General features: G+C 74.0%; 18 protein-coding genes, 1 tRNA gene, 1 pseudogene and 1 riboswitch. Of the genes and pseudogenes, 3 read left to right on the forward strand and 17 right to left on the reverse strand.

The features are described from left to right. Positions 1-46: 46 nt before the first annotated feature. Positions 47-1,480 carry a S8/S53 family peptidase gene (locus tag ACGF3H_RS08275; RefSeq protein ID WP_362494372.1) on the reverse strand — a complete coding sequence of 478 codons (1,434 nt, stop codon included), beginning with the start codon at positions 1,478-1,480 and terminating at the stop codon, positions 47-49. A 147-nt stretch (positions 1,481-1,627) separates the two neighbouring features. Here ACGF3H_RS08275 and ACGF3H_RS08280 point away from each other — a divergent pair, with 147 nt between their 5' ends. Then, on the forward strand, positions 1,628-4,462 hold the full coding sequence (locus ACGF3H_RS08280; RefSeq protein ID WP_393583768.1) for a CHAT domain-containing protein: 2,835 nt from the start codon (positions 1,628-1,630) through the stop codon (positions 4,460-4,462). A 7-nt stretch (positions 4,463-4,469) separates the two neighbouring features. Here ACGF3H_RS08280 and ACGF3H_RS08285 read toward each other — a convergent pair whose 3' ends face one another. After that, positions 4,470-6,407, reverse strand: a complete 1,938-nt coding sequence (locus ACGF3H_RS08285) for a LuxR C-terminal-related transcriptional regulator (RefSeq protein ID WP_362494374.1) — start codon at positions 6,405-6,407, stop codon at positions 4,470-4,472. Between the two features lie 71 nt (positions 6,408-6,478). Between ACGF3H_RS08285 and ACGF3H_RS08290 the strand changes: the two genes are divergently transcribed. After that, positions 6,479-7,558 (forward strand): M12 family metallopeptidase, encoded by a 1,080-nt coding sequence (locus tag ACGF3H_RS08290; protein ID WP_362494377.1) that lies wholly within the window; start codon positions 6,479-6,481, stop codon positions 7,556-7,558. Positions 7,559-7,722: 164 nt separating this feature from the next. On the opposite strand, the gene ACGF3H_RS08295 is transcribed toward ACGF3H_RS08290, so the two are convergent. The 14 genes and pseudogenes from ACGF3H_RS08295 to ACGF3H_RS08360 all read right to left on the reverse strand — a co-directional run bounded on the left by ACGF3H_RS08295 (position 7,723) and on the right by ACGF3H_RS08360 (position 21,750). After that, complete coding sequence (locus ACGF3H_RS08295) at positions 7,723-9,099, reverse strand: NtaA/DmoA family FMN-dependent monooxygenase (RefSeq protein ID WP_362494379.1); 1,377 nt, start codon at positions 9,097-9,099, stop codon at positions 7,723-7,725. 17 nt (positions 9,100-9,116) lie between these two features. Further along, complete coding sequence (locus ACGF3H_RS08300; RefSeq protein ID WP_362494382.1) at positions 9,117-10,325, reverse strand: LLM class flavin-dependent oxidoreductase; 1,209 nt, start codon at positions 10,323-10,325, stop codon at positions 9,117-9,119. A 78-nt stretch (positions 10,326-10,403) separates the two neighbouring features. Next, the gene (locus tag ACGF3H_RS08305; RefSeq protein WP_362494384.1) at positions 10,404-11,150 is read right to left on the reverse strand and encodes a GNAT family N-acetyltransferase; all 747 of its coding nucleotides are present in this window, start codon (positions 11,148-11,150) and stop codon (positions 10,404-10,406) included. Positions 11,151-11,206: 56 nt separating this feature from the next. Beyond that, a pseudogene (locus ACGF3H_RS08310) lies at positions 11,207-12,232 on the reverse strand (transporter substrate-binding domain-containing protein). Positions 12,233-12,427: 195 nt separating this feature from the next. Continuing rightward, on the reverse strand, positions 12,428-13,408 hold the full coding sequence (locus ACGF3H_RS08315) for an amino acid ABC transporter permease (protein ID WP_362494386.1): 981 nt from the start codon (positions 13,406-13,408) through the stop codon (positions 12,428-12,430). Positions 13,409-13,632: 224 nt separating this feature from the next. Beyond that, positions 13,633-13,782, reverse strand: a complete 150-nt coding sequence (locus ACGF3H_RS08320; protein WP_362494389.1) for a hypothetical protein — start codon at positions 13,780-13,782, stop codon at positions 13,633-13,635. 31 nt (positions 13,783-13,813) lie between these two features. Further along, positions 13,814-13,923: riboswitch (SAM riboswitch) on the reverse strand. A gap of 53 nt (positions 13,924-13,976) precedes the next feature. Beyond that, entirely contained in the window at positions 13,977-14,639 is a 663-nt protein-coding gene (locus ACGF3H_RS08325) for a glutathione S-transferase C-terminal domain-containing protein (RefSeq protein ID WP_362494391.1), read from the reverse strand. A 124-nt stretch (positions 14,640-14,763) separates the two neighbouring features. After that, positions 14,764-14,886: a putative leader peptide gene (locus tag ACGF3H_RS08330; RefSeq protein WP_362494395.1), complete on the reverse strand. Its 123-nt coding sequence runs from the start codon at positions 14,884-14,886 to the stop codon at positions 14,764-14,766. A gap of 153 nt (positions 14,887-15,039) precedes the next feature. After that, positions 15,040-15,113 (reverse strand) — tRNA-Pro (locus ACGF3H_RS08335). 129 nt (positions 15,114-15,242) lie between these two features. Then, entirely contained in the window at positions 15,243-16,316 is a 1,074-nt protein-coding gene (locus tag ACGF3H_RS08340; RefSeq protein ID WP_362494397.1) for an Ldh family oxidoreductase, read from the reverse strand. A gap of 18 nt (positions 16,317-16,334) precedes the next feature. Beyond that, positions 16,335-18,044 carry a thiamine pyrophosphate-dependent enzyme gene (locus tag ACGF3H_RS08345; protein WP_362494399.1) on the reverse strand — a complete coding sequence of 570 codons (1,710 nt, stop codon included), beginning with the start codon at positions 18,042-18,044 and terminating at the stop codon, positions 16,335-16,337. A gap of 13 nt (positions 18,045-18,057) precedes the next feature. Further along, the gene (locus ACGF3H_RS08350; RefSeq protein WP_362494402.1) at positions 18,058-18,918 is read right to left on the reverse strand and encodes an amidohydrolase family protein; all 861 of its coding nucleotides are present in this window, start codon (positions 18,916-18,918) and stop codon (positions 18,058-18,060) included. Between the two features lie 141 nt (positions 18,919-19,059). Next, on the reverse strand, positions 19,060-20,259 hold the full coding sequence (lhgO, locus tag ACGF3H_RS08355) for an L-2-hydroxyglutarate oxidase (protein ID WP_362494404.1): 1,200 nt from the start codon (positions 20,257-20,259) through the stop codon (positions 19,060-19,062). 42 nt (positions 20,260-20,301) lie between these two features. Continuing rightward, on the reverse strand, positions 20,302-21,750 hold the full coding sequence (locus ACGF3H_RS08360) for an aldehyde dehydrogenase family protein (protein ID WP_362494408.1): 1,449 nt from the start codon (positions 21,748-21,750) through the stop codon (positions 20,302-20,304). 233 nt (positions 21,751-21,983) lie between these two features. Here ACGF3H_RS08360 and ACGF3H_RS08365 point away from each other — a divergent pair, with 233 nt between their 5' ends. Next, complete coding sequence (locus tag ACGF3H_RS08365; protein ID WP_362494411.1) at positions 21,984-22,271, forward strand: antibiotic biosynthesis monooxygenase; 288 nt, start codon at positions 21,984-21,986, stop codon at positions 22,269-22,271. A 48-nt stretch (positions 22,272-22,319) separates the two neighbouring features. On the opposite strand, the gene ACGF3H_RS08370 is transcribed toward ACGF3H_RS08365, so the two are convergent. Further along, on the reverse strand, positions 22,320-23,324 hold the full coding sequence (locus ACGF3H_RS08370) for a methionine synthase II (cobalamin-independent)-like protein (RefSeq protein ID WP_362494413.1): 1,005 nt from the start codon (positions 23,322-23,324) through the stop codon (positions 22,320-22,322). Position 23,325 lies beyond the last annotated feature (1 nt).

Consider the following 23,325-nt stretch of genomic DNA (forward strand, 5'->3'; position numbering starts at 1 on the left):
TCATCGTACGCCGCGCAGGGGGCGGGTCCGCCCGGCATCGCACCGCTCACGCCCCCGGGGCCGGCGGTGCGACGGAGGCCGGACGCCAGGTGGGCGGCAGCAGCGCCGGTACGTGCGCACCGCGCACCTCCGCGAACTCGCCGTTGGCCGCGAGCAGTTGCCTGCGGGCCTCGCGGGGGTCGGTCTCCTTGTGCGCCGTCATGTGGGAGGCGACCAGGCCGGCGGCCACGGGGGTCGCGAAAGAGGTACCGCTCCACTGTGCGTGCCCCTCGAACATCACCTGGTCGGGTTTGGCGGGCGCCTCGCCCGGCTCGCTGAGCACCCCGTTGTGCCGGGGGTACTGGCAGGTGCAGGCGTAGCCGAAGCCGAACCGGCAGGCGTCGTAGGTGGAGTGCTGGTAGACGTACGGCACGGGCGCCCGGAAGCCGGTGAGGGCGCTGGTGAGGCGCTCGCCTGGGGCGTAGGCCTTGACCCAGCCGCCGTGGTTGCTGAAGCAGGCGCCGAACTCGCCGTCGGCGCGCAGGGCGCCGACCGAGAGGACGGCGCTCTCCCACCCGGGCAGGTCGGCGTAGGCGGCGGGCCAGAAGGGGGTGGCGCTGGCGTTGTTGCCGGCGGCGGCGACCAGCAGGGTGCGCTGCTCGCGCAGCTCCTCCATGAAGGCCTGGAGGCCGAGCAGGCCGTCGGTGCGGCCGTTGGAGGTGCCTGCGGAGAGGCTGAGGATGTCGGGCCAGCCGCCCCGGTCGACGGCCTCGAAGAGCTTCTCGCCGAACTCGGACTCCAGGATCGCACCGGCGTCGTTGAGGGTGCCGCGCACGGTGACGTCGGTGTTGGGGGCGACGGCGGCGACCAGGCCGGCGATGAACGTTCCGTGGCCGACGTACTGGCACAGGACGCCGTCGTCGTCGCACTCCTTGGTCTGCGCGTCGCCGTCGGTGTGGGCGAGCAGCGGGGAGGAGCGGTAGTCGTGCATGAGCCCGGTGTCGACGACGAGGACGCCCACGGCGGTGCCCGCGTCGTACGCCGTCGCCGCCGGCGCCGGGTTCGGCGGCTCGCCGGCGGCGACCGGCACGGGCTCGTCGCCGGGGCAGGCGTTGACGGCGATCGAGACGACGTGGTTGCGGCTGATCAGGCGGCGGCCCGCGCGGCCCTCCACCGTTCTCAGGGAGCGCAGTGCGCCCGCCACGGTGGGGTCGCCGCTCGGGTCGCCCTGGCCGGGGTCGCCGACCTGGATGCGGGTGATGCCCGTGCGGTTGGTCTCGGGGCTCGCCCGGCGGACGTGGTCCGGGGTCAGACCGGCGAACGTGGTGAAGTGCTCGCGCACGGTGTCCTCGACCAGGCGGGCCTCCTCGCCGTCGCGGGCGAGGACGACGCCCTTCTCGTAGAAGAACTCGGCCGAGTCGTCCGGACCCATCGCCAGCGGGACGCCGGGCATCGAGCGCTGGATCTGGTCGAACTGCTCGCGGAAACGCTGTGGTGCCATACGGGTCCTCCACTGAGGCGGCTGTCGTGGCGACGGTCGCCGGCGGTCGTGCGCGCCGCCGGCGGTCGTCAACCAGAGTCCGGATGCGGCCGATTGATACAGACTCGAACCTGTGGGACGTGGTTGCGGACCACTACCATCCGTGGGGTGACAGCGGGAAACGACTCGGTTCTCGAACTGCTGCCGATGGTGTTCGCCGCCCCCAACGAGGCCGTGGAGCGGGCGGGAGAGGTGCTCGACGCCGATCCGTCGCCGCTGCACGCCTCGGTCGCCCACCAGGTGATCGGCATCTGGCAGCGGGACTTCGGCGACCTGCGGCGGGCGCTGGCCCATCTGCGGCGCGCCCGCGACCTCGCGGCCCGGGCGGACTCGGCCGAGCGGGAGGCGGACGTGCTGGCCACGCTCGGCGTGGCGCTGGTGCACGCCGGGCGCACCCGGGACGGACTCGCGGCGTTCGAGCGGGGCGTGGCCCGCGGCACCGGGCACACCAGGGCGAGGGTGCTGTTCCGGCGGGCGTACGTGTGGTGGGTGCTGGGCCGGCACGGCGAGGCGCTGGAGGACGTGCGACGGGCGGTCCCGGTGCTGCGGCAGGCGGACGACGTCATCTGGACGGCACGGGCGCTGACGCTGCGGGCGACCGTGCACCTGGCGCTCGGCGCGGTGGAACGGGCGGAGGCGGACTTCGCGGCGGCGGAGGCGCTGTGGGACACGACCGGCCAGGAGCACGACAAGGCCGACGCGGTGGAGAGCCGGGGGCTCGCGGCGTTCCGGTCCGGTGACGTGCCGGCGGCGCTGCGGCTGCTGGACGAGGCGGAGGAGCGGTACGCCAAGCTGGGCACGCCGACGTTCATGCTGACCATCCGGCGCTGCGAGGTGCTGCTGGCGGCGGGGCTGGCGCGGGAGGCGCTGGCCGAGGCGGACGGGGCGGTCGCCGCGCTGGACGGCATCGGCGGGCAGTCCACGCGCAAGGCGGAGCTGTTGCTGGTCGCCGCGCGGGCGGCCCGGCTGGCGGACGACGCGCAGACCGCGATCGCGCGCGCGGCCGTCGCGGTGCGGCTGTTCGCCGCTCAGCGGCGCACCTGGTACGAGACGCACGCCCGGCTGGTGCTGATCGAGGCGCGGGTCGCGGCGGGGCGTGCCTCGGGCCGGCTGGTCGCGGACGCGGCGGAGGTGGCGGAACGGCTGGCCGCGTTCGGGGCGCCGGCCGCGCCGGAGGCGTCGCTGCTGGCGGGCCGGATCGCACTGGATCTGGGCTGGACGGCCGACGCGGAGCGGCATCTGGCGGTCGCGGCGCGCAGCCGTCGCAGCGGGCCGCCGCTGGCGCGGATGACGGGCTGGGCGGCGCAGGCGCTGCGGGCGCGGGCCGCCGGGTCGACGCGGGGGGTGCTCGAGGCGTGCCGGCGGGGACTGGACGTGCTGGACGACCACCGGATGACGCTGGGCGCCTCGGAGCTGCGGGCCCGGGCGACCGCGCAGGGCGCGGAGCTGGCGGCGATGGCGCAGCGGGCGAGCCTGGTGTCGGGCGGGCCGCGACGGCTGCTGGTGTGGAGCGAGCGGTGGCGGGCGACCGTGCTGTCGGCGCCGCCCACCCGGCCGCCGGCCGACCCGGCGCTGCTGAGCGGTATGACGGCGTTCCGGGAGATCGCCGCCCGCGCGGAGGAGGCCCGCCTGGACGGCGGCCGGCCCGTTCCCGCGCTGGAGCGTGAACAGCGGCGGCTGGAACGGGAGATCCGCTCCCGCACCCTGCACATGCGGGGGGAGGCGTCCGGGGACGGTGACCTCTTCGACGTGGACCGGCTGCTGCGGCGGCTGGGTGACGGCGTGCGGCTGGTCGAGCTGGCCGTGCTCGACGGGCGCGTACACGTGCTGCTGTGCGGGCAGGGCCGGGTGCGGCGGTTCGCGGCGGGCCTGCTGGCCGAGGCGGAGCGGGAGGCCGAGCACGTCCAGGCGGGGCTGCGGCGGCTGGCGCATCCGGGGGCGGAGGCGCGGCTGCCGGTGGTGGAGGCCTCGGGGGTGCGGCTGCAGGAGCTGCTGCTCGGTCCGGCCGCGGCGCAGCTGGGCACCGGTCCGGTCGTGATCGTGCCGCCGGGGCGGCTGCACCGGGTGCCGTGGGCGCTGCTTCCCGCGCTGCGGGAGCGGGTGCTGAGCGTGTCGCCGTCGGCGGGCAGCTGGCTGCGGGCCCGTGAGACGGCACCGCCGCCCGGCGGCCGGCGGGTGCTGGTGCGCGGCCCGGGACTGGCGACCGGCGGCGCCGAGGTGACGCACCTCGCCGGCCGGCCCACGGACTCCGCCCCGGACGCGCCCGGGGGACGCGGGGGGCCGGCGACGGGGGCCGTCCGCGACGTACGGTCGGACCAGGTGGCGCAGGTGGCGCCGGACGCGGGGCGGCCCGGCGCCGGGCACGAGAACGGGCGAGGGGCGCGGGACGTCCCGCGCGGGCCCGTCGTGGCACCGTCGGACTCCGGGTCCGGCCCGGTGGCCGGGGCAGGCGGCGGGGGCCGGCGCGGGGTTCCGGTGCTGCTGGAGGAGGACGAGGCCCGGGTGCCCCGGGTGCTGCGGGAGCTGGACGGGGCCGCGCTGGCGCACATCGCCGCCCACGGCACCTTCCGTGCGGACAGCCCGCTGTTCTCGTCGCTGCGGATGGCCGACGGCCCGCTCATCGTGCACGACCTGGAGCGGCTGGACCGCAGCCCGTACCGGATCATCCTGTCCTGCTGCGACACCGCCCGGTTCGCCTCCGTCGGGGCGGACGAGCTGCTCGGGCTGGTCACCGCGCTGCTGCCGCTGGGCACGGCCGGGGTGGTGGCGTGCAGTGCGCCGGTCAACGACGCCGCGGTGGTGCCGCTGATGCTCGCCCTGCACAAGGGACTGGACGCCGGGCTGTCCCTGGCGGAGGCGCTGCGCGACGCGCGGGCCGCCCTGCCCGGTGACGCGGTGCACCAGGCCACGGGGTGGGCGTTCTCGGCGTTCGGTGCCGCCTGACCCGGGATCAGGCGGGCTGTGCCGCGGGCAGGTCCACCAGCCAGGGCAGGGCGCCGCGGTCACCGGCGCCGAGGCGTGTGTAGGCGCTGTAGAGGTGGTTGCCGACGGTGCGGACGGAGAGGGTGAGTCTCTCGGCGATCTGGCGGTTGCTCAGCCCCGCGGCGGCGAGTGTGACGATCTGGCGCTGCCGGGCGGTGAGTTCGCCGAGCACCAGACCGGACAGGGCCGGGGTGCGGGCGCCCTCGCAGCGACGGGCGAGGGCGACGGCGCGGGTACGGGCGGTGCGGGCGGCCCGCGGGTCGCGGTGGGCGCGTACCGCCTGGGCGTGTGCCTCGGCGGCGAAGAGCAGGAAGCCGCGCCGCTCCAGTTCCTCGGCCACCCGGTCGAGTCCGGGCCCGTCGCCCCGGGCGAGGGCGTCGGCATGGGCGGCGAAGACGCCGGTCAGCCGCCCGGCCGCGCGCTCGGGGGCGCCGAACCGGACGGTGTCGTAGGGATCGCCGCCCGTGGCCGCCCCGACGGCCCCGTCGAGGTCACCCCGCACGGCGGCCGCCCACGCGGCCGCGCCCCCGCCCCGCGCGGGACCGGCGGGGTGGTCGTCGCCCCCGTCACCGCGTGCGGCCGGTGCCTCGTCCGACCGGCCCCCGGCGGGTCCGTCCCCGGGGTGTGCCCGGCCGGGGTACGGGCCCGCCGGGGGCGCCTCCCCCGACTGGGCCGCCGCCAGGGCGAGTTCGGTCAGACATGCCGGGTCGCCGGCGTCCTGCCGCAGGCCTTCGCGGGCCCACGCCGCCGCCTCCCGCAGCCGGCCCCGCAGTCGCGCGAACCGGGCGCGGACGGCCGCGTCTCCGGCCGGGACCGGCGCCCCCTCCGCCACCAGCCACTCCCCCACGGGCGCCGGGAGGGCCCGTACGTCGGCCCGTTCGATGCGCCGGTTCAGGGCGTCCGTCTCCGCCGTCAGGGCGGGACCGCACCGGTCCGGGGTGCGGGCCAGCCGCCGGGCCCGCAGCCGGCCGGCCGCGGCACGCAGCACGGGTCCGTGCAGCGGGTGGGCGAGGCGGGCGGCGCCGTCGTCGTCGACGCGGACCAGGCCTTCGGCCTCCAGGCACTCCAGGGTCCGCAGGTCGAGGGGGTCCGGGTCGAGGGGCAAGGGCTCGGCGAAGGCGAGGCGGTCGAGCGTCTCGCGCTCCTCGGGGCGGGCGCGGCCGAGGAGGTGGGCGGCGTGTTCCCGTACGGCCGGCGTGAGGGGCACGGCGCCGCGCCAGGCCCGCTCGTCCGTGCCCGGTACCGCGGTGAGCAGCCCGCGTTCCCGGACGGCGGTGAGCAGTTCGCGCAGCAGCCGCAGGTCTCCCCGGCACAGGCGGTGCAGCCGGTGGACGGTGAGCGGTTCCAGAGCGGTGCCCGCGCCCGCCGTGAGCAGGGCCGCGGTCTCCTCTCGGGGCAGCGGCTCCAGAGTGAGCCGGGGCAGCAGCTCGCCGGTCCACAGCCGGGACACCGCGCCCGGCACCGCGGCGCCCTCGGTGGTGACGACCACGAGGCGGGTGCGGCCGTGCACGGCGAGCTGGTGCACGACGGCCGCGGAGGAGTCGTCGAGCAGGTGCGCGTCGTCGACCAGCAGCAGGCGCACGCCGGACAGGAGCTGCACGGCGCGGTGCAGGGTGACGGTCTCGGGCAGCAGGTGGGCGAAGGCGGCGAAGGGGATGCCGCGGGTCTGCGGCGTTCCGGCCGCGCGGGCGCAGTCCGTGCCGCGGACGGCCTCCGTCACGAGCCGGGTCTTGCCGCAGCCCGCCGGTCCCGTCACCACGATGCCGCCCCGTCCGGCGGCCAGGGACCGGCGCACCAGCTCCAGTTCGTCGGCGCGGCCGGTGAACGGCCAGGGCAGCTCCAGCGTCTTCGCGTCCCGCGCGGACGTCGTCACAGTCGTCACGGAAACAGGAGTCCGCCTACTCATTCCTGATACAAGGCGACTTGAGTAGCCCTCGACTCAGGCGCCCGGGCGGTCCGGACGGCAGGCTGTGCGCCATGACCGCACGCTACTGCTCGCTCGCGCAGCAGCCCGCCCCCGCGTTTCCGCCGGGGCTGGGCGCCGAGCGGCACGCCGCGCTCGCCGGCGGGCAGCGGATGTGGGTCAACGGCACGGTGCTGCACTACTGCTTCCTCGGCGGCGACACCGACACCTCGGTCGTCCCGCTGCGGGGCACGGGCCGGCCGCGACGGGGTGCGTGGGCCGGTACGGAGGAGCAGCGGGCCGTGGTGCGCGACTGCTTCCAGGAGTGGCAGGACCTCGGGATCGGACTCGTCCTGACCGAGGTCGGCGACCGCTCGGAGGCCGAACTGCGCATCGGCTTCCGCTCCGGCGACGGCTCCTGGTCGGCGGTGGGCCGCGACGCGCTGCGGACCGGTCTGAACGACCGCACCATGAACTTCGGCTGGGACCTGACCGCCCCCGGGGAACGTGCGACGGCCCTGCACCAGATCGGGCACGCGCTCGGCATGCTGCACGAGCACCAGAGCCCGTACGCGGGCATCCTCTGGGACGACGAGGCCGTCTACGCGGAGCTGGCGGGGCCGCCGAACCACTGGAGCCGGGAGCGGACCTTCCACAACATCCTGCGCACGCTCGACACGGACGAGGTCAACGCTCCGGTCTGGGACCCGCAGTCGATCATGGAGTATCCCTTTCCGTCGGGGCTGATACTGGAGCCGGAGCACTACCGCGCGGGCCTGCACCCGCCCGGCACCCTCTCCGCCGCCGACAAGGAGTTCGCGCTGCGCTGGTACCCGCCCGCCGGCCGGCCGGGACCACTGGTGCCGTTCCGTTCGGTGCCGCTCGGCCTCGCACCGGGCGAGCAGGCCGACTTCCGCCTCGATCCGCCGGAGACCCGGGAGTACACCGTCGGCACGTTCGGCGACAGCGACGCCGTCGTCGTGGTCTTCGAGGAGCGCGGCGGGGAGCCCCGCTACCTCGCCGGTCACGACGACGGGGGAAAGCCCCGCAACGCCACGGTCCGGGCCCGTCTCGTCAAGGGCCGCCGCTACGTCGTCCGGGTGCGCCTGTACTCCTCGTGGGGCGCGGGCGAGACGGCGGTCATGTGCTGGTGACCGCACGGCTGAACCGCACCCGTCCACGACCGACCACAATCCGGCGCCGGGGGAAGGCCGGTGACGTCGCCTTCGGGGGAGGGTGACGTCACCGGCCCGTGCCGTGTCCGCCGTACGAGGGGGCGGCGGACACGGCACTGCCGTACCGAATGTCCGGGACTACCTCACGACGCCGCCCGCTCGTCGGCGCGCACCGCGTCCGGGTGGGTCAGGCCGAGGTGGTCGCGCAGGGTGGTGCCCTCGTAGTCGGCGCGGAAGACGCCTTGTTCCTGGAGCAGCGGGACGACCGTGTCCGCGAACTCGTCCAGGCCGCTTGGGGTGATGTGCGGGACCAGGATGAAGCCGTCGGCGGCGTCGGCCTGGACGAACGCGTCGATGGTGCGGGCCACGGTGGCCGGGGAGCCGACGAAGGTCTGGCGATTGCCGGTGTTGATGACCAGGTCGCGGATGGACCAGCCGTTCGCCTCCGCCCGTGCGCGCCACTCGCGGGCGGTGGCCAGCGGGTCGCGGTACATCCGCACCTGGGCGCGGCCCCGCGCGATGTGCTCCCCGGTCACGTCCGGGTCGATGTCGGGCAGCGGGCCCTCCGGGTCGTAGGCGGACAGGTCCCGGTTCCAGACGAACTCCAGGTGCTTGAGGGCGGTGGCCCCGCTGACCTGCTGCCGGCGGACCTCGCGGGCCCGCTCCTGGGCCTCCTCGTCGGTGTCGCCGAGGACGAAGGTCGCGGCGGGCAGGATCAGCAGGTCCTCGGGACGGCGGCCGTACTTGGCGAGGCGGCTCTTGACGTCCCGGTGGAATGCCTGGCCCTCCTTCAGGGTGGCGTACCGGCTGAAGATCGCGTCCGCGTCCGCGGCGGCGAACTCGCGGCCCTCCTCGGAGTCCCCGGCCTGGAAGATCACCGGGCGGCCCTGCGGGGAGCGCGGGACGTCGAAGCGGCCGTGGATGTCGAAGTGCTGCCCCCGGTGGACGAAGGCACCGGCCTTGGCGTCGCTGAGGAAGGTGCCGGTGGCCGGGTCGGCGACGATCTCGTCGCCGCGCCAGGAGCCGAAGAGTTCGTTCGCCGTGGCCAGGAACTCGCGGGCGCGGGAGTAGCGCTCCTCCTGCGGCAGGAAGCCGCCGCGGCGGAAGTTCTCGCCGGTGAACGCGTCCCAGGAGGTGACGACGTTCCAGGCGGAGCGTCCGCCGGAGAGGTGGTCCAGGCTGGCGAACTGCCGGGCCACCTCGTAGGGCTCGTTGAAGGTGGAGTTGATGGTGCCGGTCAGGCCGAGCCGGTCGGTGACGGCGGCGAGCGCGGCCAGGATCGTGAAGGTGTCGGGGCGGCCGACGACGTCGAGGTCGTAGATCTGCCCGCCCTGTTCGCGCAGGCGCAGGCCCTCGGCGAGGAACAGGAAGTCGAACTTGGCCCGTTCGGCGGTGCGTGCGAAGTGCGCGAAGGAGCTGAACTCGATGTGGCTGCCGGCCCGGGGGTCGCTCCACACGGTGGTGTTGTTGACGCCGGGGAAGTGTGCGGCCAGGTGGATCTGCTTCAGGGGCTTGGTCATGGTGGTGTCCTCCCGGCTCAGGCGGTCGCGGCGGCGTAGCGGTTGACGGGGCGTGCGAGGCCGAGCAGGCCGCGCAGGGTGTCCGCTTCGTATGCGGTGCGGAAGAGGCCCCGGCGCCGCAGTTCGGGCACCAGGCCCCGGGTGATCGCGGGCAGGTCGTGGCCCAGGACCGCGGGACGCAGGCGGAAGCCGGTCAGTCCGCTTGCCGCGAACTCCTCCAGCAGGTCGGCGAGTTGGACGGGCGAACCGGTGAAGACGCGGGCGTCGCTCGTGTACGGGGTTCCGGCGAGCTCGTCCAGGCGGTCCCTGCGGGCGGTGGCGTCGGTGGGGCGGTCGTCAAGGAAGACCACCAGGTCGGCGAAGACGTGCAGCGGTTCGGCGGCACGTCCGGCCGCCGCCTGTTCGGCACGGATCTCGGTGACGGTCTCCCGTGCCTGGTCGGCGTCGTGCGGGGTGACGTAGCCGACGTCGGCCTGCCGGGCGACCAGCCGGTACGGCACGGTCCAGTGGGCGAGGGCGGTGACCAGGGGCTGGCCCTGCGGGGGCCGGGGGGTGATGGAGGGGCCCTTGACGCTGAAACGCGGGCCCCGGAAATCGATGTGGTGCAGCTTGTCCCGGTCGACGAACCGGCCGGTGGCCACGTCCCGGATCTCCGCGTCGTCCTCCCAGCTGTCCCACAGTCGGCGGACCACCTCGACGTGGTCGGCGGCCTCGTCGAACAGCTCGGTGACCGGCTCCCGCGCGGCCGGGCCCTCGTAGCCGTCGATGCGCGGGACGGTCCGGCGGCCGAAGTGGGCGGCCTCGTCGGGGCGGGCGGAGATCTTCACGCGCAGACCGGCGCGGCCGGCGCTGACGTAGTCGAGCGTGGCGATCGCCTTGGAGATGTGGAACGGCTCGGTGTGGGTGGCGATCACGGTCGGCACCAGCCCGATGTGCCGGGTCAGCGGCGCCACGCGGGACGCGATCAGGACCGCGTCGAGCCGGCCCCGGACCTGGTCGGTGCGCTCGTCCGGGCCGAGGAGGCGGGAGGACTGCGGGGCGAGGCCGTCCTCGACGGTCACGAAGTCGAGCAGGCCGCGCTCGGCCTCGGCGACCAGGCCGGCCCAGTAGGCGGCGGTGAACAGTTCCGACGGGCGGGCCACCGGCTCGCGCCAGGAGGCGGGGTGCCAGCCGGTGCCGTCCAGGGCGACGGCGAGGTGCAAGGGAGAGGGAGGAGTGGTGGACACGGGTGTGCCTTCCTGGTCGTCCGGAGGGGAACGTGGGCCTGGTCGTGACGGACGGGGACGCCGTGTTCGCGTCGTCGGTCACCACGCTCCCGGCACGGCGGCCGTGCCGGGGGTGCGCACGTCGCGGAAGTCGGTGTGGCGGCGCAGGGTGAAGCCGAGGGACTCGTACAGCCCGATGGCCCGGGTGTTGCTCGCGGCGGCGTGCAGGAACGGGGTGTCGCCGCGTTCGCGGATGCCCGCGGCGACGGCGCGCACCAGGCGGGTGGCGAGCCCCCGGCCGCGGTGGTCCGGGTCGGTGCACACGGCGCTGATCTCGGTCCAGCCGGGCAGCCGCAGGCGTTCGCCGGCCAGGGCGATCAGCCGGCCCCGGTGCCGGATGCCGAGGTAGGTACCGAGGAGCACGGTGCGGGGCAGGAACGGGCCGGGCCGGGTGCGGGCGACCAGGTCCAGGATCTCGGGGACGTCGGCGGGTCCGAGCCGTACGGCCCCGGGGTCGGGTTCGGCGTGCAGGGCGGTGTCGACGAGCTGGACGCCGGGCACGCCGCCGGAGGTGCCCCAGCCCTCGGGGACGGTGGGCGCGCCGGGCACCGCGACCGCCGTGCCGGGGCCCACGAGGCGGTGCAGGTCGGCCCAGGCGGCCGGGTCGGCGGGGTCCTCGAGGGCGGCGAAGACGGCCGTGTCCGAGGGGTAGCGGGCGGCCTTGCCCAGGCGTTCGGCGAAGGAGGCGTGCGGGCCGGTCAGGGCGGCCCAGACGGCGTTGTCGAGAGGGTGCGGGGCGGGGGCGGCCGGGGCCGGGTCGACGCGGAGGCCGGTCGGCTGGGTCACGGGTGCGGGGTCCTTTCCGACGGACGGGACGGGGCGCGGTGCGTGCTGACGGGTCATCAGGAGTTGTCGAGCGGGAGCCCGGGCGGGTTGACCTCGGAGGTCGCGACGGCCTCGCTGGAGAGGTTCCAGGCGGCCAGCCACTTCGCGTACTGGCCGTTCTCGATCAGGTGGTCGATGGCGGCCGCGATCGGCTCGGCGAGCCCGCTGTCCTTCTTGGTGGTGGCCGCGATCAGCCCCTGGAGGGAGGCGCCGGCGCCCGAGTACGTACCCGCGCTGCGCGTGGCGTTGGGGGACTTCGCCGTCTGGGTGACGTGGTAGGCGACGCCCGGGTTGGCGGCGAATTAGGCGTCGATCTTCCCGCCGGTCAGGGCCAGGTACGTGCTGCTCTTGCTGGCGTAGTGCTTGACGGTGAGCTGCTTGCCCTCCTGCTTCAGCTTCGCCTGCCACTCCAGGAGGATCTTCTCCTGGTTGGTGCCGTTGTCGACGGCGACGGTCCGGCCCGCGAGGCTGCGGTAGTCGCCGTCGAAGTTCCAGGTGCTGTTCTTCGGCACCTCGAAGCCGACGTCGTCCTTGCGGTAGGAGGCGAAGTCGTACTTTCGCTTGCGTTCCTCGGTGTCGGTGATGTTGGCGAAGGCGACGTCGGTGCGGCCGCTGTCGATGCCGACGAACATGTTCTCCCAGGTGGAGTTCTTCAGTTCGGGCTTCAGCCCGAGCACGGCGGCGACCAGCCGGGCCAGGTCCGGTTCGGCGCCGGTGAGGGACTTCTGGTCGTCGCCGACGTAGGCCAGCGGCGGGAAGCCGTCGGGCAGGGCACCCACGCCGACGACGAGTCTGCCGCTGCGGCGGACCGACGCGGGGAGGCGGGCGCTGATCGACTTCACCTCCGCGACGTCGAGCGTGGTCTCCTTCGCGGCGCCGTTGGACAGCCGGCCCACGGTCACCGTGCCCGCGGCGTCGGTCGTGGTGGCGGCGTCGCTGTCCCCGCCGCAGGCGGCGAGCCCGGTGGCGAGGGCGGTCGCGGCGGCCGCGGCCGTGATGCCGCGGAACAGACCGCGTCGGGAGAGGGAGTGGTGGTGGCGCATGGCTGTCCTTGTCGCTGGGAGGGATGGTCGTGGGGAGCGGTCTGCGAGGGAAGGGCCGGGCGGGGCCCGGGGCGGGGCGGGGCTGCGGTCAGTGGTGCGGGGCGGCGGGCCGGGGCGAGGACGCCAGGGGCGCGTGCGTGCCGCGGGTGGTCCGGTGCCCCGGGATGCGGGCCCCGCCGGACGGTCCGGCGGTGGTCATACGGCGGCCTCCCGGCGCAGCCGGGCCCGGGCCTCGGCGAGGCCGGCGCGCGCCTTCTGCAGGGGCGTCGGCGGCAGGGTGCGGGTCGCCCCCCGGGCGAAGTACCGCTCGACGTAGAACTGGACGACGGAGACGGCGCTGGTGAGGACCAGGTACCAGACGGTGGCGACCAGCAGCAGCGGCACGATGTCGCCGGGGTAGGTGCTGCCCATGGTCTGCACGGAGCCGAACAGGTCGAGCAGGGACACGTAGAACACCAGGGACGTGCCCTTGACGAGGCCGATGAGCTGGTTGACGTAGTTCGGGGTGATGGACCGCAGGGCCTGCGGCAGGACGATCCGGCGGAACCGGCGGCCCTTCGGCAGGCCGAGGGCCGCGGCCGCCTCGTGCTGGCCCTGGTCGACGGAGAGGATGCCGGCGCGGACCACCTCGGAGGCGTACGCGGCCTCGTTGAGGCTGAGGCCGGCCACGGCGGCGGCCAGGTCGGTGGCGAGCCGGGACTCGTCGAAGGTCACGAAGGCCGGTCCGAAGGGGACGCCCAGGCTCAACGTCCGGTACAGGGCGGAGAAGTTGTACAGGAAGATCAGGACGACGATCAGGGGGACGGACCGGAACAGCCAGGTGTAGGTCCAGCTCACGGCGCGCAGGACCGGGCTGCCGGAGAGCCGGGCGAGGGCGAGCAGGACGCCGCCCAGCAGCCCGAGTACGGCGCTGAGCGCGGCCACCTCGAGGGTGACGAGGAGGCCGTCGAGGATCGTGGGGCGCAGGAACCAGTAGCGGAAGCGGTCCCATTGGTAGAACGGGTTGGTGGCCAGGCCGTGGACGATCTGGGCGACGACGACGAGGACGGCGGCGGTCGCGATCCAGCGGCCGGGCCGGCGCAGCGGCAGCACCCGCTGGGCGGTGGCCGGCCGGGGGCTGTCGGTGGCGGACGGTGCCTCGGCGAGGGACACGGCGGCGCCCGGGGGTTCGCTCATGGGAGGACTCCGGTGGGTTCGGACACCCCGGGGTCGTGCGGACGGCGGTGAGCCGCGGTGGCGCGGTGGCGCGGCGGGAGCCGCTCCAGGGCGCGAGGTGGCGCACGGGGAAGGCACGGGGCCGGGGCGGGGCGGGGCGGGGCGGGGCGGACAACGGCACACCGCAGAGGCGGTGTTCGTCGTGGCCGGGCGGCCGCTGCGAGGGCTGGGTTCCGGGAAGGAGGTCAGGCCGAGCGGCGGCCGCGGCCGCGGCCGGTACACAGTGCGCTGCTGACGCGGAGCAGATCGACGGTCCGGTCGGCGACGAGCGGGCTCGGGTACGGGCGCACGGCGCCCTGGGAGCGGCGGTACGCCGTCCTGGGAGCTGCGTGCATGTCCGTCACCGTCACTGTTCCGGCCCCGTGGGCCTCGCGCTTACCGAAGTGTCATCCGGTCCGGTCGTCACCTGGGGCACCCCACCGCGGAGCGAGGGTTGCCGGTCAGCGAGCCAGGGCTTGTCGCTGACGCTCATGACCGTTCTTGGTCCGTAAGTAAGGCAGTTGACCGTGCTCGTGTCAACGCCGTTCCGTCAGGTGGGACGGCCTCCGAGGTCGCGCGCGAAGGCCGGGTGGGCGCTCAGGCGCCGCACGTGGGACCACAGGGCGGGGTGGCGGTCCGGGCGGCGGTGCGCGGGGCCGAGCCGGGTCAGGGCCACCCACACCTCGATGTCAGCGGCGGTGAGCCGCTCCCCCAGGACGTGGGGGCGGGCGGTCAGCCGTTCCTCCAGCAGGTCCAGCACCACCGGGTCGGCCGCCCGGGCGCAGAGCAGCTCGACGGCCTCGATCGCCGCGTCCTCGCCGCACGGGTACAGCTCGGGGCCGGCGGAGGCGAAGTACCGGGCGAGGTCGCGCATGATGTCGGGCGCGTGCGTGCTCACGATCCGGCCCGACCAGTCGTCGCTGAGCACCGGCGCGACGGCCGGGCCCCGGTAGTGGTGTGCGCTCGCCTCGTACAGCGGACGCAGCGCGGGGTGGCCGCCGTCGGCACAGCCGGAGCCGGCGTCGAGAACGGTCACCGGGCACACCTCGTCGAGTCCGAGGAGGCTGTGGACGACGGCGATGCGCAGACAGTCGTCGTGGCCGGGCGACAGGTGGAGGCGGTAGCGACGCGGGACGGCGTAGTGGCCGCTGCGGGGGTCGCGGCCGATGCGTCCCCGGAAGGCGGGGGCGGGGGCGAGCGGGGTGACGGACATGGTGCTCCTCGGGTGCGGGGGCGTGGAGACACGCGCGGCGGAAACGGCGGCGGGCCGGCCGCGAGCGGAAGCGGACCGGATCGGCTCGGCTCGGCTCGACTCGGCTCGGCTCGGCTCGGCTGGCTCAGTCCAGTGAGCCGATGGCGCTGCAGACGCGGAGGAGGTCGATGTGACGGCGGGAGGTGAGCAGAGGGGACGGTCCCGGAGTACGGCGCGCGTCGGCGGCGTCCGGCTCGATGCTCCCCATTGATTCCCTACCTGTTCACTAGGATTACCTGGGAAGTGTCGATCGGCGTCCGGAGTGCGTCAAGGGGGCGTCCACGCTGTGGTCCGCCGCGTGCGGGGCGGCACGGAAAAAGGGTCTCCGCGAGCGGCTGCTCGCGAAGACCCTTCGTCACCGTCGGGACGACAGGATTTGAACCTGCGACCCCTTGACCCCCAGTCAAGTGCGCTACCAAGCTGCGCCACGTCCCGGTGTGCGTCGCACGGGCCGCGGGTGAGCGGTTTCCGTGTGATCACGCAGGTCAACCCTACCCCATCCGCGGGGCGGGGCGGAGCCGCCGGCCGTCCCCCCTCGGAGCGGCCGGCGACGTGCGGGGCGGGCTACACGGGCTCGGGCGGTGTGATGCCGTGCCTGGCCGCCTGTTCCGCGAGTTCGCGCCATACCTTGGGCGCCACCGGCACCCCGTTCGTGCCGCGCTCCACGGCGACGGCGGCGCTGCGCTCGCCCGGGTAGTACACCCCGTCGGCGCCGTCCGCGACCGGCAGCCCCTTCAGGGTGCCGAGGGTGTCGTCCACGGCCGCGGTGAAGTCCGCCGCGCTGCCGCCGAAGGCCGCCGGGTCGAGGGCGATGAGCAGGGCGTTCTGGCGGTGCTTGCGGCCGGCCGGGTCACCGGAGTGGAAGGCCGAGAAGATCGGCGCCCCGACCAGGACGCTGGTCAGCAGCTCGAAGGCCAGGGACATGCCGGAGCCCTTGGCGCCGCCGAGCGGGAGGGGCATCACGGCCTCCGCGGGGTCAATGGTGGGGGTGCCGTCCTCGGTGGCGGCGGCGTTCTCGGGCAGCGGGGTGCCGTTCGCCTTCGCCTGACGGATCCTGCCGAGGGCGATCGTGGCGGTGGCCATGTCCAGCAGGAGCGGAGCGTGGTCGGCGGCCGGGACCGCGATCGCGAGGGGGCTGGTGGCGACGGCCGCGCCCCTGACGCCGGTGTAGCCCATGTTGGGCATGCCGGCGACGAAACCGAGGCCGACCAGGCCCTGTTCGGCGATCTTCGAGACGTAGTAGCCGATGGCACCGGTGTGGACGGTGCGGCGCACGCCCACGGAGGCGACGCCGAAGGCGCGGGCCCGCTCGACCGCCTCGTCGGCGGCGGCGCTCAGGGCCACGGGGCCGGGGGCGCGGTCGGCGTCGATGACGGCGGCGGCCGGCGCGGCCGACTCGACCGTGATGTCGGGCCTGGCGTTGGCCACGCCCTTGGCGAGCAGTTCCAGGTAGGCGGGGACGCGGGCGATGCCGTGGGACTCTACGCCGCGCCGGGCCGCCCAGACGAAGACGTCGGCGGTGGTGCGGGCGTGCTCGGGGCTCAGGCCCCCTTTCTCCAGCAGGGCGGCGGCGAAGGTCCGCAGGTCGCCGGCGGGGACGCGGACCTTCCCCGGCTCGGGGGCGGCAGTGTCGGTCATGGTGCGGGGTCTCCTGGGTCAGCGGGTGACGAGGACGTCGACGACGGCGGTGGTGCCCTCCGCCACGGCTTTGAGCGCGCGCTCCAGGGCGGGCGCGAGGGCGTCGGTGGTGTCGACGGTCTCGGTGTGCATGCCGAACGGTTCGGCGAAGGCCGCGAGCCGGGGCAGCCGGTGCAGGTCGGTGCCGAGCCACTCGCCGGTCTCGGCCGCCGCGCCCTCGGGGTAGAAGCGGCGGTGATTGAGATTCATCGACTTGTAGACACGGTTGTTGAAGACCACGATCAGCACCGGCAGGTCGTAGGCCTTCGCCGCGTCGTACGACGGGATCACCGGGTTGTAGGTGAAGGCGCCGTCGCCGATGGTGAGCACCACCGGGCGCTCCTTGACGGCCAGTTTGACGCCGAGGGCGACCGCGATGCCCTGGCCGAGGCCGCCCTGCACGTAGAAGTACGAGTCGGGGTCGGTGGTCTGCACGTGCCGCTTGACGACGCGGCTGTGGGTGATGGTCTCGTCGACGACGATGCCGCCGGTGCCGGCGAGCAGCTTGCGCAGGGTGGCGGCGACCAGGACCGGGTCGACGCCCTCGGACCGTGCCGCATCGGCCTCGGCGGCGGTGATGGCGGCCTGCTCGGCGGCGTGGCGTTCCTCCTGCGCCGACCGGCGGGCGGCGACGGGAGCCTCATCGAGGTCCTTCGCCCGCTTGGCCAGCTGGCGCAGGGTGTTGGCGACGTTGCCCTCCAGGTACACGTCCGCGAAGAGCACCTGGTGGACGATGTGCGGGCGCTGCGGCACCTGGTCGATGACGACGATCTTCGCCTTGGACGGCCTGCGGCTCGGCGGGTAGAACGGAGCGCGGCAGTTGACCAGGAGGATCAGGTCGGCCTCGTCCATCCACGGTCCGATGTCGCTGCCGACGTGCAGCGGGTGGGTGCGCGGGAAGTTGCCGCACACCGCCGAGTCGGGTTCGACGACCGGGATCTCCCAGGCCTCGGCGAAGGCGACCAGGGCCTCGAAGCCGCCCGCCTCGCGGCCGGCCGTCTCGGTGACGATCACGGGGTTCTTCGCCTCGCGGATCATCGCCGCGACCGGGTCGACCTCCTCGGGCGAGCTGTGCGTGGAGCCCGGCGGCACGACGGGCTTGGCCTCGCGTCCGTCCCAGTCCTCCAGCAGGATCTCCAGCGGGACGTTCAGGTAGGCGGGGCCCGCCGGGGCCCGCCAGGCCAGTTCCGCCGCCCGGGTGATCATGGTGGGCAGGGTGTGGATGCTCGCGGCCTCGTTGGCCCACTTGGTGAACGGCTGTGCCACGTGGTGCGGTCCGCCGACGACGGACAGGTTGCGGTACCACTGGCCGCCCGGGTCCTGGCCGGGGCCGTCGCCGTACGTGGTGGACTCCGAGGAGGCGACCACCATCGGGACGCCGGCGAGGAGGGCGCCGTGCACCGCCATCGAGCCCTGGAGCAGGCCCGGGGCGGCGTGCAGGAGGACGCCCTGCGGGCGGCGCTCGACCAGGCCGTAACCCGTGGCCATGCCGACCGCCACGGTCTCGTGGGTCAGGTCCAGGTACTGGGGCGCCGGCTCGCCGTCGCGGTGACGCCGGGCCAGGGACTCCCACACCGGGGCCCACTCGGACCCCGATGAGCAGAAGATGTAGTCGGCGCCGAGGGCGGTGAGGGCGGATACGAAGGCATCGCCGCCGTCGGCGCCCGGCCTGTTGCTGCTGTCCGTCATCTCGTGTGCTTCCTCAGCCCTCGTACGGCCAGTTCAGGACCTCGGAGATGCCGCGGCCCATGATCCATTCGAGCTCCTCGGGCGTGAAGTCCCAGTGCTTGGTGAACTGCTCGATGGTGTCGGTGTACGTGATGCCGTGGCCCAGCAGACGGGTGATGTCGGTGCCGTAGAAGCACCGCTGCGGGCCCATCTTGTCGACCATCTCGCGCACGTACTTCTGGATGTTGTCGTTCGGGAAGGGCTGCGTGGAGTAGCCCGGGAGCGCCGAGACCTTCACGTAGATGTTCGGGTGGGCCGCCAGGTCGGCGGTCTCCGAGACCCAGTAGCCGATCGCGTCGTCGACGCAGCGGGCCATGATGCCCATGTGGTCGATGATGATCTTCAGCTCGGGGTGCCGGGCGGCGATCTCGCCCAGCTCGCGCTTCCAGATCGGGGCGTGGACCATGGTGGGGATGCCGAGCTGCTCGGCGATCGGCCAGTACCAGTCGTTGGTGCCGTCGATCATCCAGTTGCGGTCCTGCGGGCGGTGGAAGGTGAGCCGGGTGCCCTTGATGTGCGGGTTCTGGGCGAAGTCCTTCAGCATGGCCGTGCCCTCGGCCTCGTTGTCCTGCGGGACGCGGGCCATGATGCCGAAGCGGTCCGGGTGGGCCTCGCACGCCTCCAGGGCGTAGTCGATGCGGTTGCCCTCCCAGGAGGGCGGGAGGATCAGCGCCCGGTTGACGCCGGCCTCGTCCATGAGTTCCAGGGCCTCTTCGTAGGAGAAGGGGTCCTCGCGGTGGCCGTTGAGGCGGATGCGCTCACGGGCGCCCGGGACCCAGGGGCGGTCCGGGGTCTCTTCCTTCCAGATGTGGATCTGGGTGTCGACGACGAACATGTCGTGAACTCGCTTTCTCGGAGGGGGTGGTGAGGTGCTGCGAGAGGAACGCTAGGCCGGTGCCGAGGTCTTGCCGAGAGCGTGGGATGCAAGCTGTTGTTGCACGAAAGCGCGCTGTGAGCAGGGCATTCTCAGCTTGCGTCAGGCGTGGTCGAAGACCGTGCCGACGATGTGCTCCGCGATCGCCATGGAGGCCGTGGCGGCCGGCGAGGGAGCGTTGCGCACGGCGGTGATCCGGCCGGCCCGGTGGATGCGGAAGTCGTCCACGAGGGTGCCGTCGCGGTCCACGGCCTGGGCGCGTACGCCCGCTCCGCCGCGCACCACGTCGTCCGCTCCGACGCCGGGGACGTAGAGGCCCGCGTCCTTCATGAAGGCCTTCGTGGACAGGGCGCCGCGGTACTCCTTGACGCCGGTACGCCAGTGCTGGGCCGCCATCCTCCAGGAACCGGGGTAGGCGGCGAGGCCCAGCAGATCCCGCGGGGAGACCTTGGTGAGCGTGTAGCCCTCCCTGGCCAGGGCCAGGACGGCGTTGGGCCCGACCTCCACCGTGCCGTCGACACGGGGCGTGAAGTGGACGCCCAGGAAGGGGTAGCGGGGGTCCGGCACCGGGTAGAGGAGGCCGCGCACCAGGTGGGTGCGGTCCGGCTTGAGGAGCATGTACTCGCCCCGGAAAGGGATGATCTTCGGTTCCTGCTTGTCCTGGGCGAGCTTGGCCACGGAGTCCGACTGGAGACCGGCGCACAGGATCAGCCGGTCGACCTTCACCCTCTGCTGTCCGGACGCCACCTCGATGCCGCCGGGCACATCGGTGATGCCCGTGACGGGGAATCCGAGCTTCACCTCGCCGCCGGAGCCGGTGATGTCCTGGGCGAACTCCCGGGCGATCGCCGGGTAGTCGGTGATCGCGGTGCGCGGGGAGTGCAGGGCGGCGACACCGCCGGCGTTTGGCTCCAGCTCCTTGATCTCGTCCTTGGACACCTTGCGGAGGTCGGGCACGTGGTTGTTCTTGGCCCGCTGGTAGAGGTTCTCCATGCGGCCCAGCTCGTCCTGGCGGACCGCCATGACCAGCTTGCCGATCTCCTTGTACGGCAGCTCGCGGTCCTGGCAGTACTCGCGCAGCAGCGCCACGCCGCGCACGGTTAGATTCGCTTTGAGGCTGCCCGGCGTGTAGTAGATGCCGGCGTGCACGACACCCGAGTTGTGGCCGGTCTGGTGCAGCGCGACCCGCTGCTCCTTCTCGAACACGACGACCCGGGTGCCGGGGCGCCTGAGCGCGATCTCGCGGCCCGTGGCCAGGCCGACGATGCCGGCGCCGACGATGCCGATCGTCTCGTCCGCCATCGGCATCCTCCTCTCTGTTCTTGCTCGCTCCAGCCGCGTCGGTCAGACGCCGAAGTGGACGGCGACCGTCTTGACACGGGTGGAGAAGCGCAGGACTTCGTCGCCCTGCTCCTTGTAGCCGGTGCCGGAGTCGTGGAAGCCGCCGAAGGGCAGGTGCACGTCCCAGCCGGTGGTGGTGGTGTTGACGGCGACCTGCCCGCACTCGGCCTCGTCGGCGAAGCGGTACGCGCAGGCGAGGTCGCGGGTGAAGACGGCGGCGGCGAGGCCGAAGCCGGAGTCGTTGACCGCGTCGACGGCGGCGGCGAAGTCGTCCACGGCGCGCAGGGCGAGGACCGGGCCGAAGACCTCCTCGCGCCAGATCGCCGTCTCGGGCGTGACGCCGGCGAGGACGGTGGGCTGCACGTAGCAGCCGTGCGCGCGGTCGCCGTCGGTGTCGGCCCGGCCGCCGGTGAGCACGGTGGCGCCCTGCGCGACGGCCTTGTCCAGGTCGGCGAGGACGCTGTCGCGCTGCCGTGGGCTGGACAGTGGGCACAGGGTGGTGGCCGGGTCGGTGCCGGGGCCCGTCCGCAGCGCCTCGACCTCCGCGACGAGCAGGCGGGTGAACTCCTCGTACACCGGCCGTTCGACGATCACCCGGCTGGTGGCGGTGCAGCGCTGGCCGGCCTGGCCGAAGGAGGCGGCGACGACGCCCCGCGCGGCGGCGGCCAGGTCTGCGTCGCGCAGCACGACGGAGGCGTTCTTGCCGCCCAGCTCGCCCTGGAAGCGGACGTTGCGGTCGGCGAGGCGGCGGCGGATGCGGTTGCCGACGGCGTTGGACCCGGTGAAGGTGATGCCGGCGATGCGCGGGTCGTCGAGGAGGGCTTCCTCGATCTCGGCCGTGCGGCCCGTGACGACGTTCAGGACACCGGCGGGCAGGCCCGCGTCGTGCAGGGCACGGGCGAGGTGCAGGCCCGACGCCGGGGTCTCGGTGGCCGGCTTGAGGACAGCCGCGTTGCCGGTCGCGAGCAGCGGGGCGAGCTTGCGGGCCGGGGTGATCAGCGGGTCGTTCCAGGGGCTGATCACCAGGATGACGCCGATGGGCTCGCGCTGGGTGTGCGTACGGGTGCCGGGGCGGGCGTCGTGCAGGAGGGTGCCGTACCCCTGGCGGGCCAGGCCGGCGTAGTAGTCGAGGAAGTCGGCGGCCTTGCCCGCCTCGCCACGGGCCTCGGCCAGCGTCTTGCCGTTCTCGGCGGTCACGTCGGCGGCGATCTCGTCGAGCCGTTCGCGGATCAGCCGGGCTGCGTCGGTGAAGATCCGGGCCCGCTCGAAGGGGCTGGTGCGCTTCCAGACGGCGAAACCCTGCTCGGCGTGGTCGTAGGCCCGGGTGACGTCCTTGGCGGACAGTGACGGGATACGGGCGACGGGGGTGCGGACATCGGCCGGATCGTGGACGTCGATCCACTCGCCGGTCGTCACCCACTCTCCGCCCAGGAGCGTTTCCAGAGTGCGCATCAGATCACTTCCTTCGTCGACCGCGGTGCGGATGACCGCGGTCCCAGCAGGTCGGCCTTGCGGGCCGGATGTGACAACACACCATGTCGGGATGGGCGCACCAGCCCCGCGGGGGCAGGCATTGGTTGCATCGCGCGCAGGTCGGACGGAGATCGATCCATGCTGGAATCGGCTGGCCGGACGGTGCGCACGACACCGCCGGGAGCCGAGAAACAGCCGAGGAGAGACAGAACATGGCCTACGCAGTCGTCGCCCACTACCGCTGTGCGCCCGCCGACGAGGCCGCGGTGCGTGCCGCGCTGCTGAAGGCGCGGGAGGCGACCCGCGCGGAACCGGCGAACCAGCTGTACGAGGTGCACGCCGTGGCGGACCAGCCCGGCGGTTTCCTGTTGTACGAGCGCTACGACGACGCCACCGGGTTCGAGGCGCACAAGGCGGCGCCGCACTTCGAGGAGCAGATCATCGAGACCGTGTGGCCGCTGCTGACTGACCGGTCGGTCACCTTCGCCGAGGTGCTCTGAGCGGACGGCGAGGGTCGGGAAGCGCACGCTTCCCGACCCTCGGTTCGGTCAGAACTCGTTGCCCCAGCAGTAGCGGGCGATCGTCTCGACCAGGACGAGCTTCCTTCGCTGGTCCTCGGCGCTCAGCAGCGGCCGGCTCGCCACGTCGGCGAATCCCCGCGACGGGGCGACGGCCGCGTCCTCCAGGTCCTTGAACGCGTCGAGCGGGTCGATCCGGGACATCACCGTGTCGATGTCCTCCAGCTCCGGCCTGGTCGCGTCGACCACACCCAGGCAGAAGTCCCGCTCCTCGGGCAGCGCCCGGACCAGCTCCACCTCGGCCTCGGTGCCCTGGTCGAACGGCAGTACCCAGCGGTCCGCCGGGACCTCGGTGAACAGCCGCTCGGCGCGGGCCACGTCCACGGCGGCCGGCGCGGCCCACCCGGGCGCCACACCGATGCGCAGGCCCTCGGGGCGCTCGTCCAGCCGTACCGCCAGCGCGTCCACGGCGAGGGCGTCCTCGAAGGACAGGGTCCCGCCGCCCGCCGGGTCGGTGGCGACCTGGTCCAGCAGAAGCGGGTTGTTCAGCTGGATCAGGCGGACGCCCTGGGAGACGAGCAGCGCGATCTCGGCGCTGATGATCTCGGCCAGCGTCTCGCCGAGTTCGCGGGCGGAGGCCGGGCCCTGCCCGGCCTCGAACGTGGTCGCGGCAAGATAGGCCGGGGACGGAAGTGTCGCCTTCGGGGCGATCATGGTCAGCTCGCTGAGCCGGGTGCCGTAGCCGGGCAGCAGCGGGCCGCCGGCCTTCGGCAGGGACTCGGCGACCCATCGGACCAGGCCGTCGGGGCCCGTCTCGCCGGTGCGGCGGAACCCGGAGACGTGGTCGAGGACGGCAGCTCGGAAGTCCTCGCGGGGGAAGTCGCCATCAGTGACGACGGTGCAGCGCAGCTTTCGCTGGTACACCACGGCTTCGGCGACCGCGTCCGTCACGGACTCGGCGTCCTCGCGCACGAGGCCGGCCGGGCGTACCAGGCTGCCGTGGTGGTCGATGCGGTAGTTGAACGTGTCCGCCATG

It is taken from the genome of Streptomyces sp. NPDC048185, from assembly GCF_043202495.1.
GTDB lineage: Bacteria > Actinomycetota > Actinomycetes > Streptomycetales > Streptomycetaceae > Streptomyces.

Excerpts from the sequence above, each read along its gene's own strand:
- ACGF3H_RS08360 (WP_362494408.1), bottom strand. The coding sequence starts at position 21,750 with ATGCGCACTCTGGAAACGCTCCTGGGCGGAGAGTGGGTGACGACCGGC.
- lhgO (WP_362494404.1), bottom strand. The coding sequence starts at position 20,259 with ATGGCGGACGAGACGATCGGCATCGTCGGCGCCGGCATCGTCGGCCTG.
- ACGF3H_RS08320 (WP_362494389.1), bottom strand. The coding sequence starts at position 13,782 with ATGCACGCAGCTCCCAGGACGGCGTACCGCCGCTCCCAGGGCGCCGTG.
- ACGF3H_RS08365 (WP_362494411.1), top strand. The coding sequence starts at position 21,984 with ATGGCCTACGCAGTCGTCGCCCACTACCGCTGTGCGCCCGCCGACGAG.
- ACGF3H_RS08275 (WP_362494372.1), bottom strand. The coding sequence starts at position 1,480 with ATGGCACCACAGCGTTTCCGCGAGCAGTTCGACCAGATCCAGCGCTCG.
- ACGF3H_RS08370 (WP_362494413.1), bottom strand. The coding sequence starts at position 23,324 with ATGGCGGACACGTTCAACTACCGCATCGACCACCACGGCAGCCTGGTA.
- ACGF3H_RS08315 (WP_362494386.1), bottom strand. The coding sequence starts at position 13,408 with ATGAGCGAACCCCCGGGCGCCGCCGTGTCCCTCGCCGAGGCACCGTCC.
- ACGF3H_RS08330 (WP_362494395.1), bottom strand. The coding sequence starts at position 14,886 with ATGGGGAGCATCGAGCCGGACGCCGCCGACGCGCGCCGTACTCCGGGA.
- ACGF3H_RS08325 (WP_362494391.1), bottom strand. The coding sequence starts at position 14,639 with ATGTCCGTCACCCCGCTCGCCCCCGCCCCCGCCTTCCGGGGACGCATC.
- ACGF3H_RS08345 (WP_362494399.1), bottom strand. The coding sequence starts at position 18,044 with ATGACGGACAGCAGCAACAGGCCGGGCGCCGACGGCGGCGATGCCTTC.
- ACGF3H_RS08340 (WP_362494397.1), bottom strand. The coding sequence starts at position 16,316 with ATGACCGACACTGCCGCCCCCGAGCCGGGGAAGGTCCGCGTCCCCGCC.
- ACGF3H_RS08285 (WP_362494374.1), bottom strand. The coding sequence starts at position 6,407 with ATGAGTAGGCGGACTCCTGTTTCCGTGACGACTGTGACGACGTCCGCG.
- ACGF3H_RS08350 (WP_362494402.1), bottom strand. The coding sequence starts at position 18,918 with ATGTTCGTCGTCGACACCCAGATCCACATCTGGAAGGAAGAGACCCCG.
- ACGF3H_RS08295 (WP_362494379.1), bottom strand. The coding sequence starts at position 9,099 with ATGACCAAGCCCCTGAAGCAGATCCACCTGGCCGCACACTTCCCCGGC.
- ACGF3H_RS08290 (WP_362494377.1), top strand. The coding sequence starts at position 6,479 with ATGACCGCACGCTACTGCTCGCTCGCGCAGCAGCCCGCCCCCGCGTTT.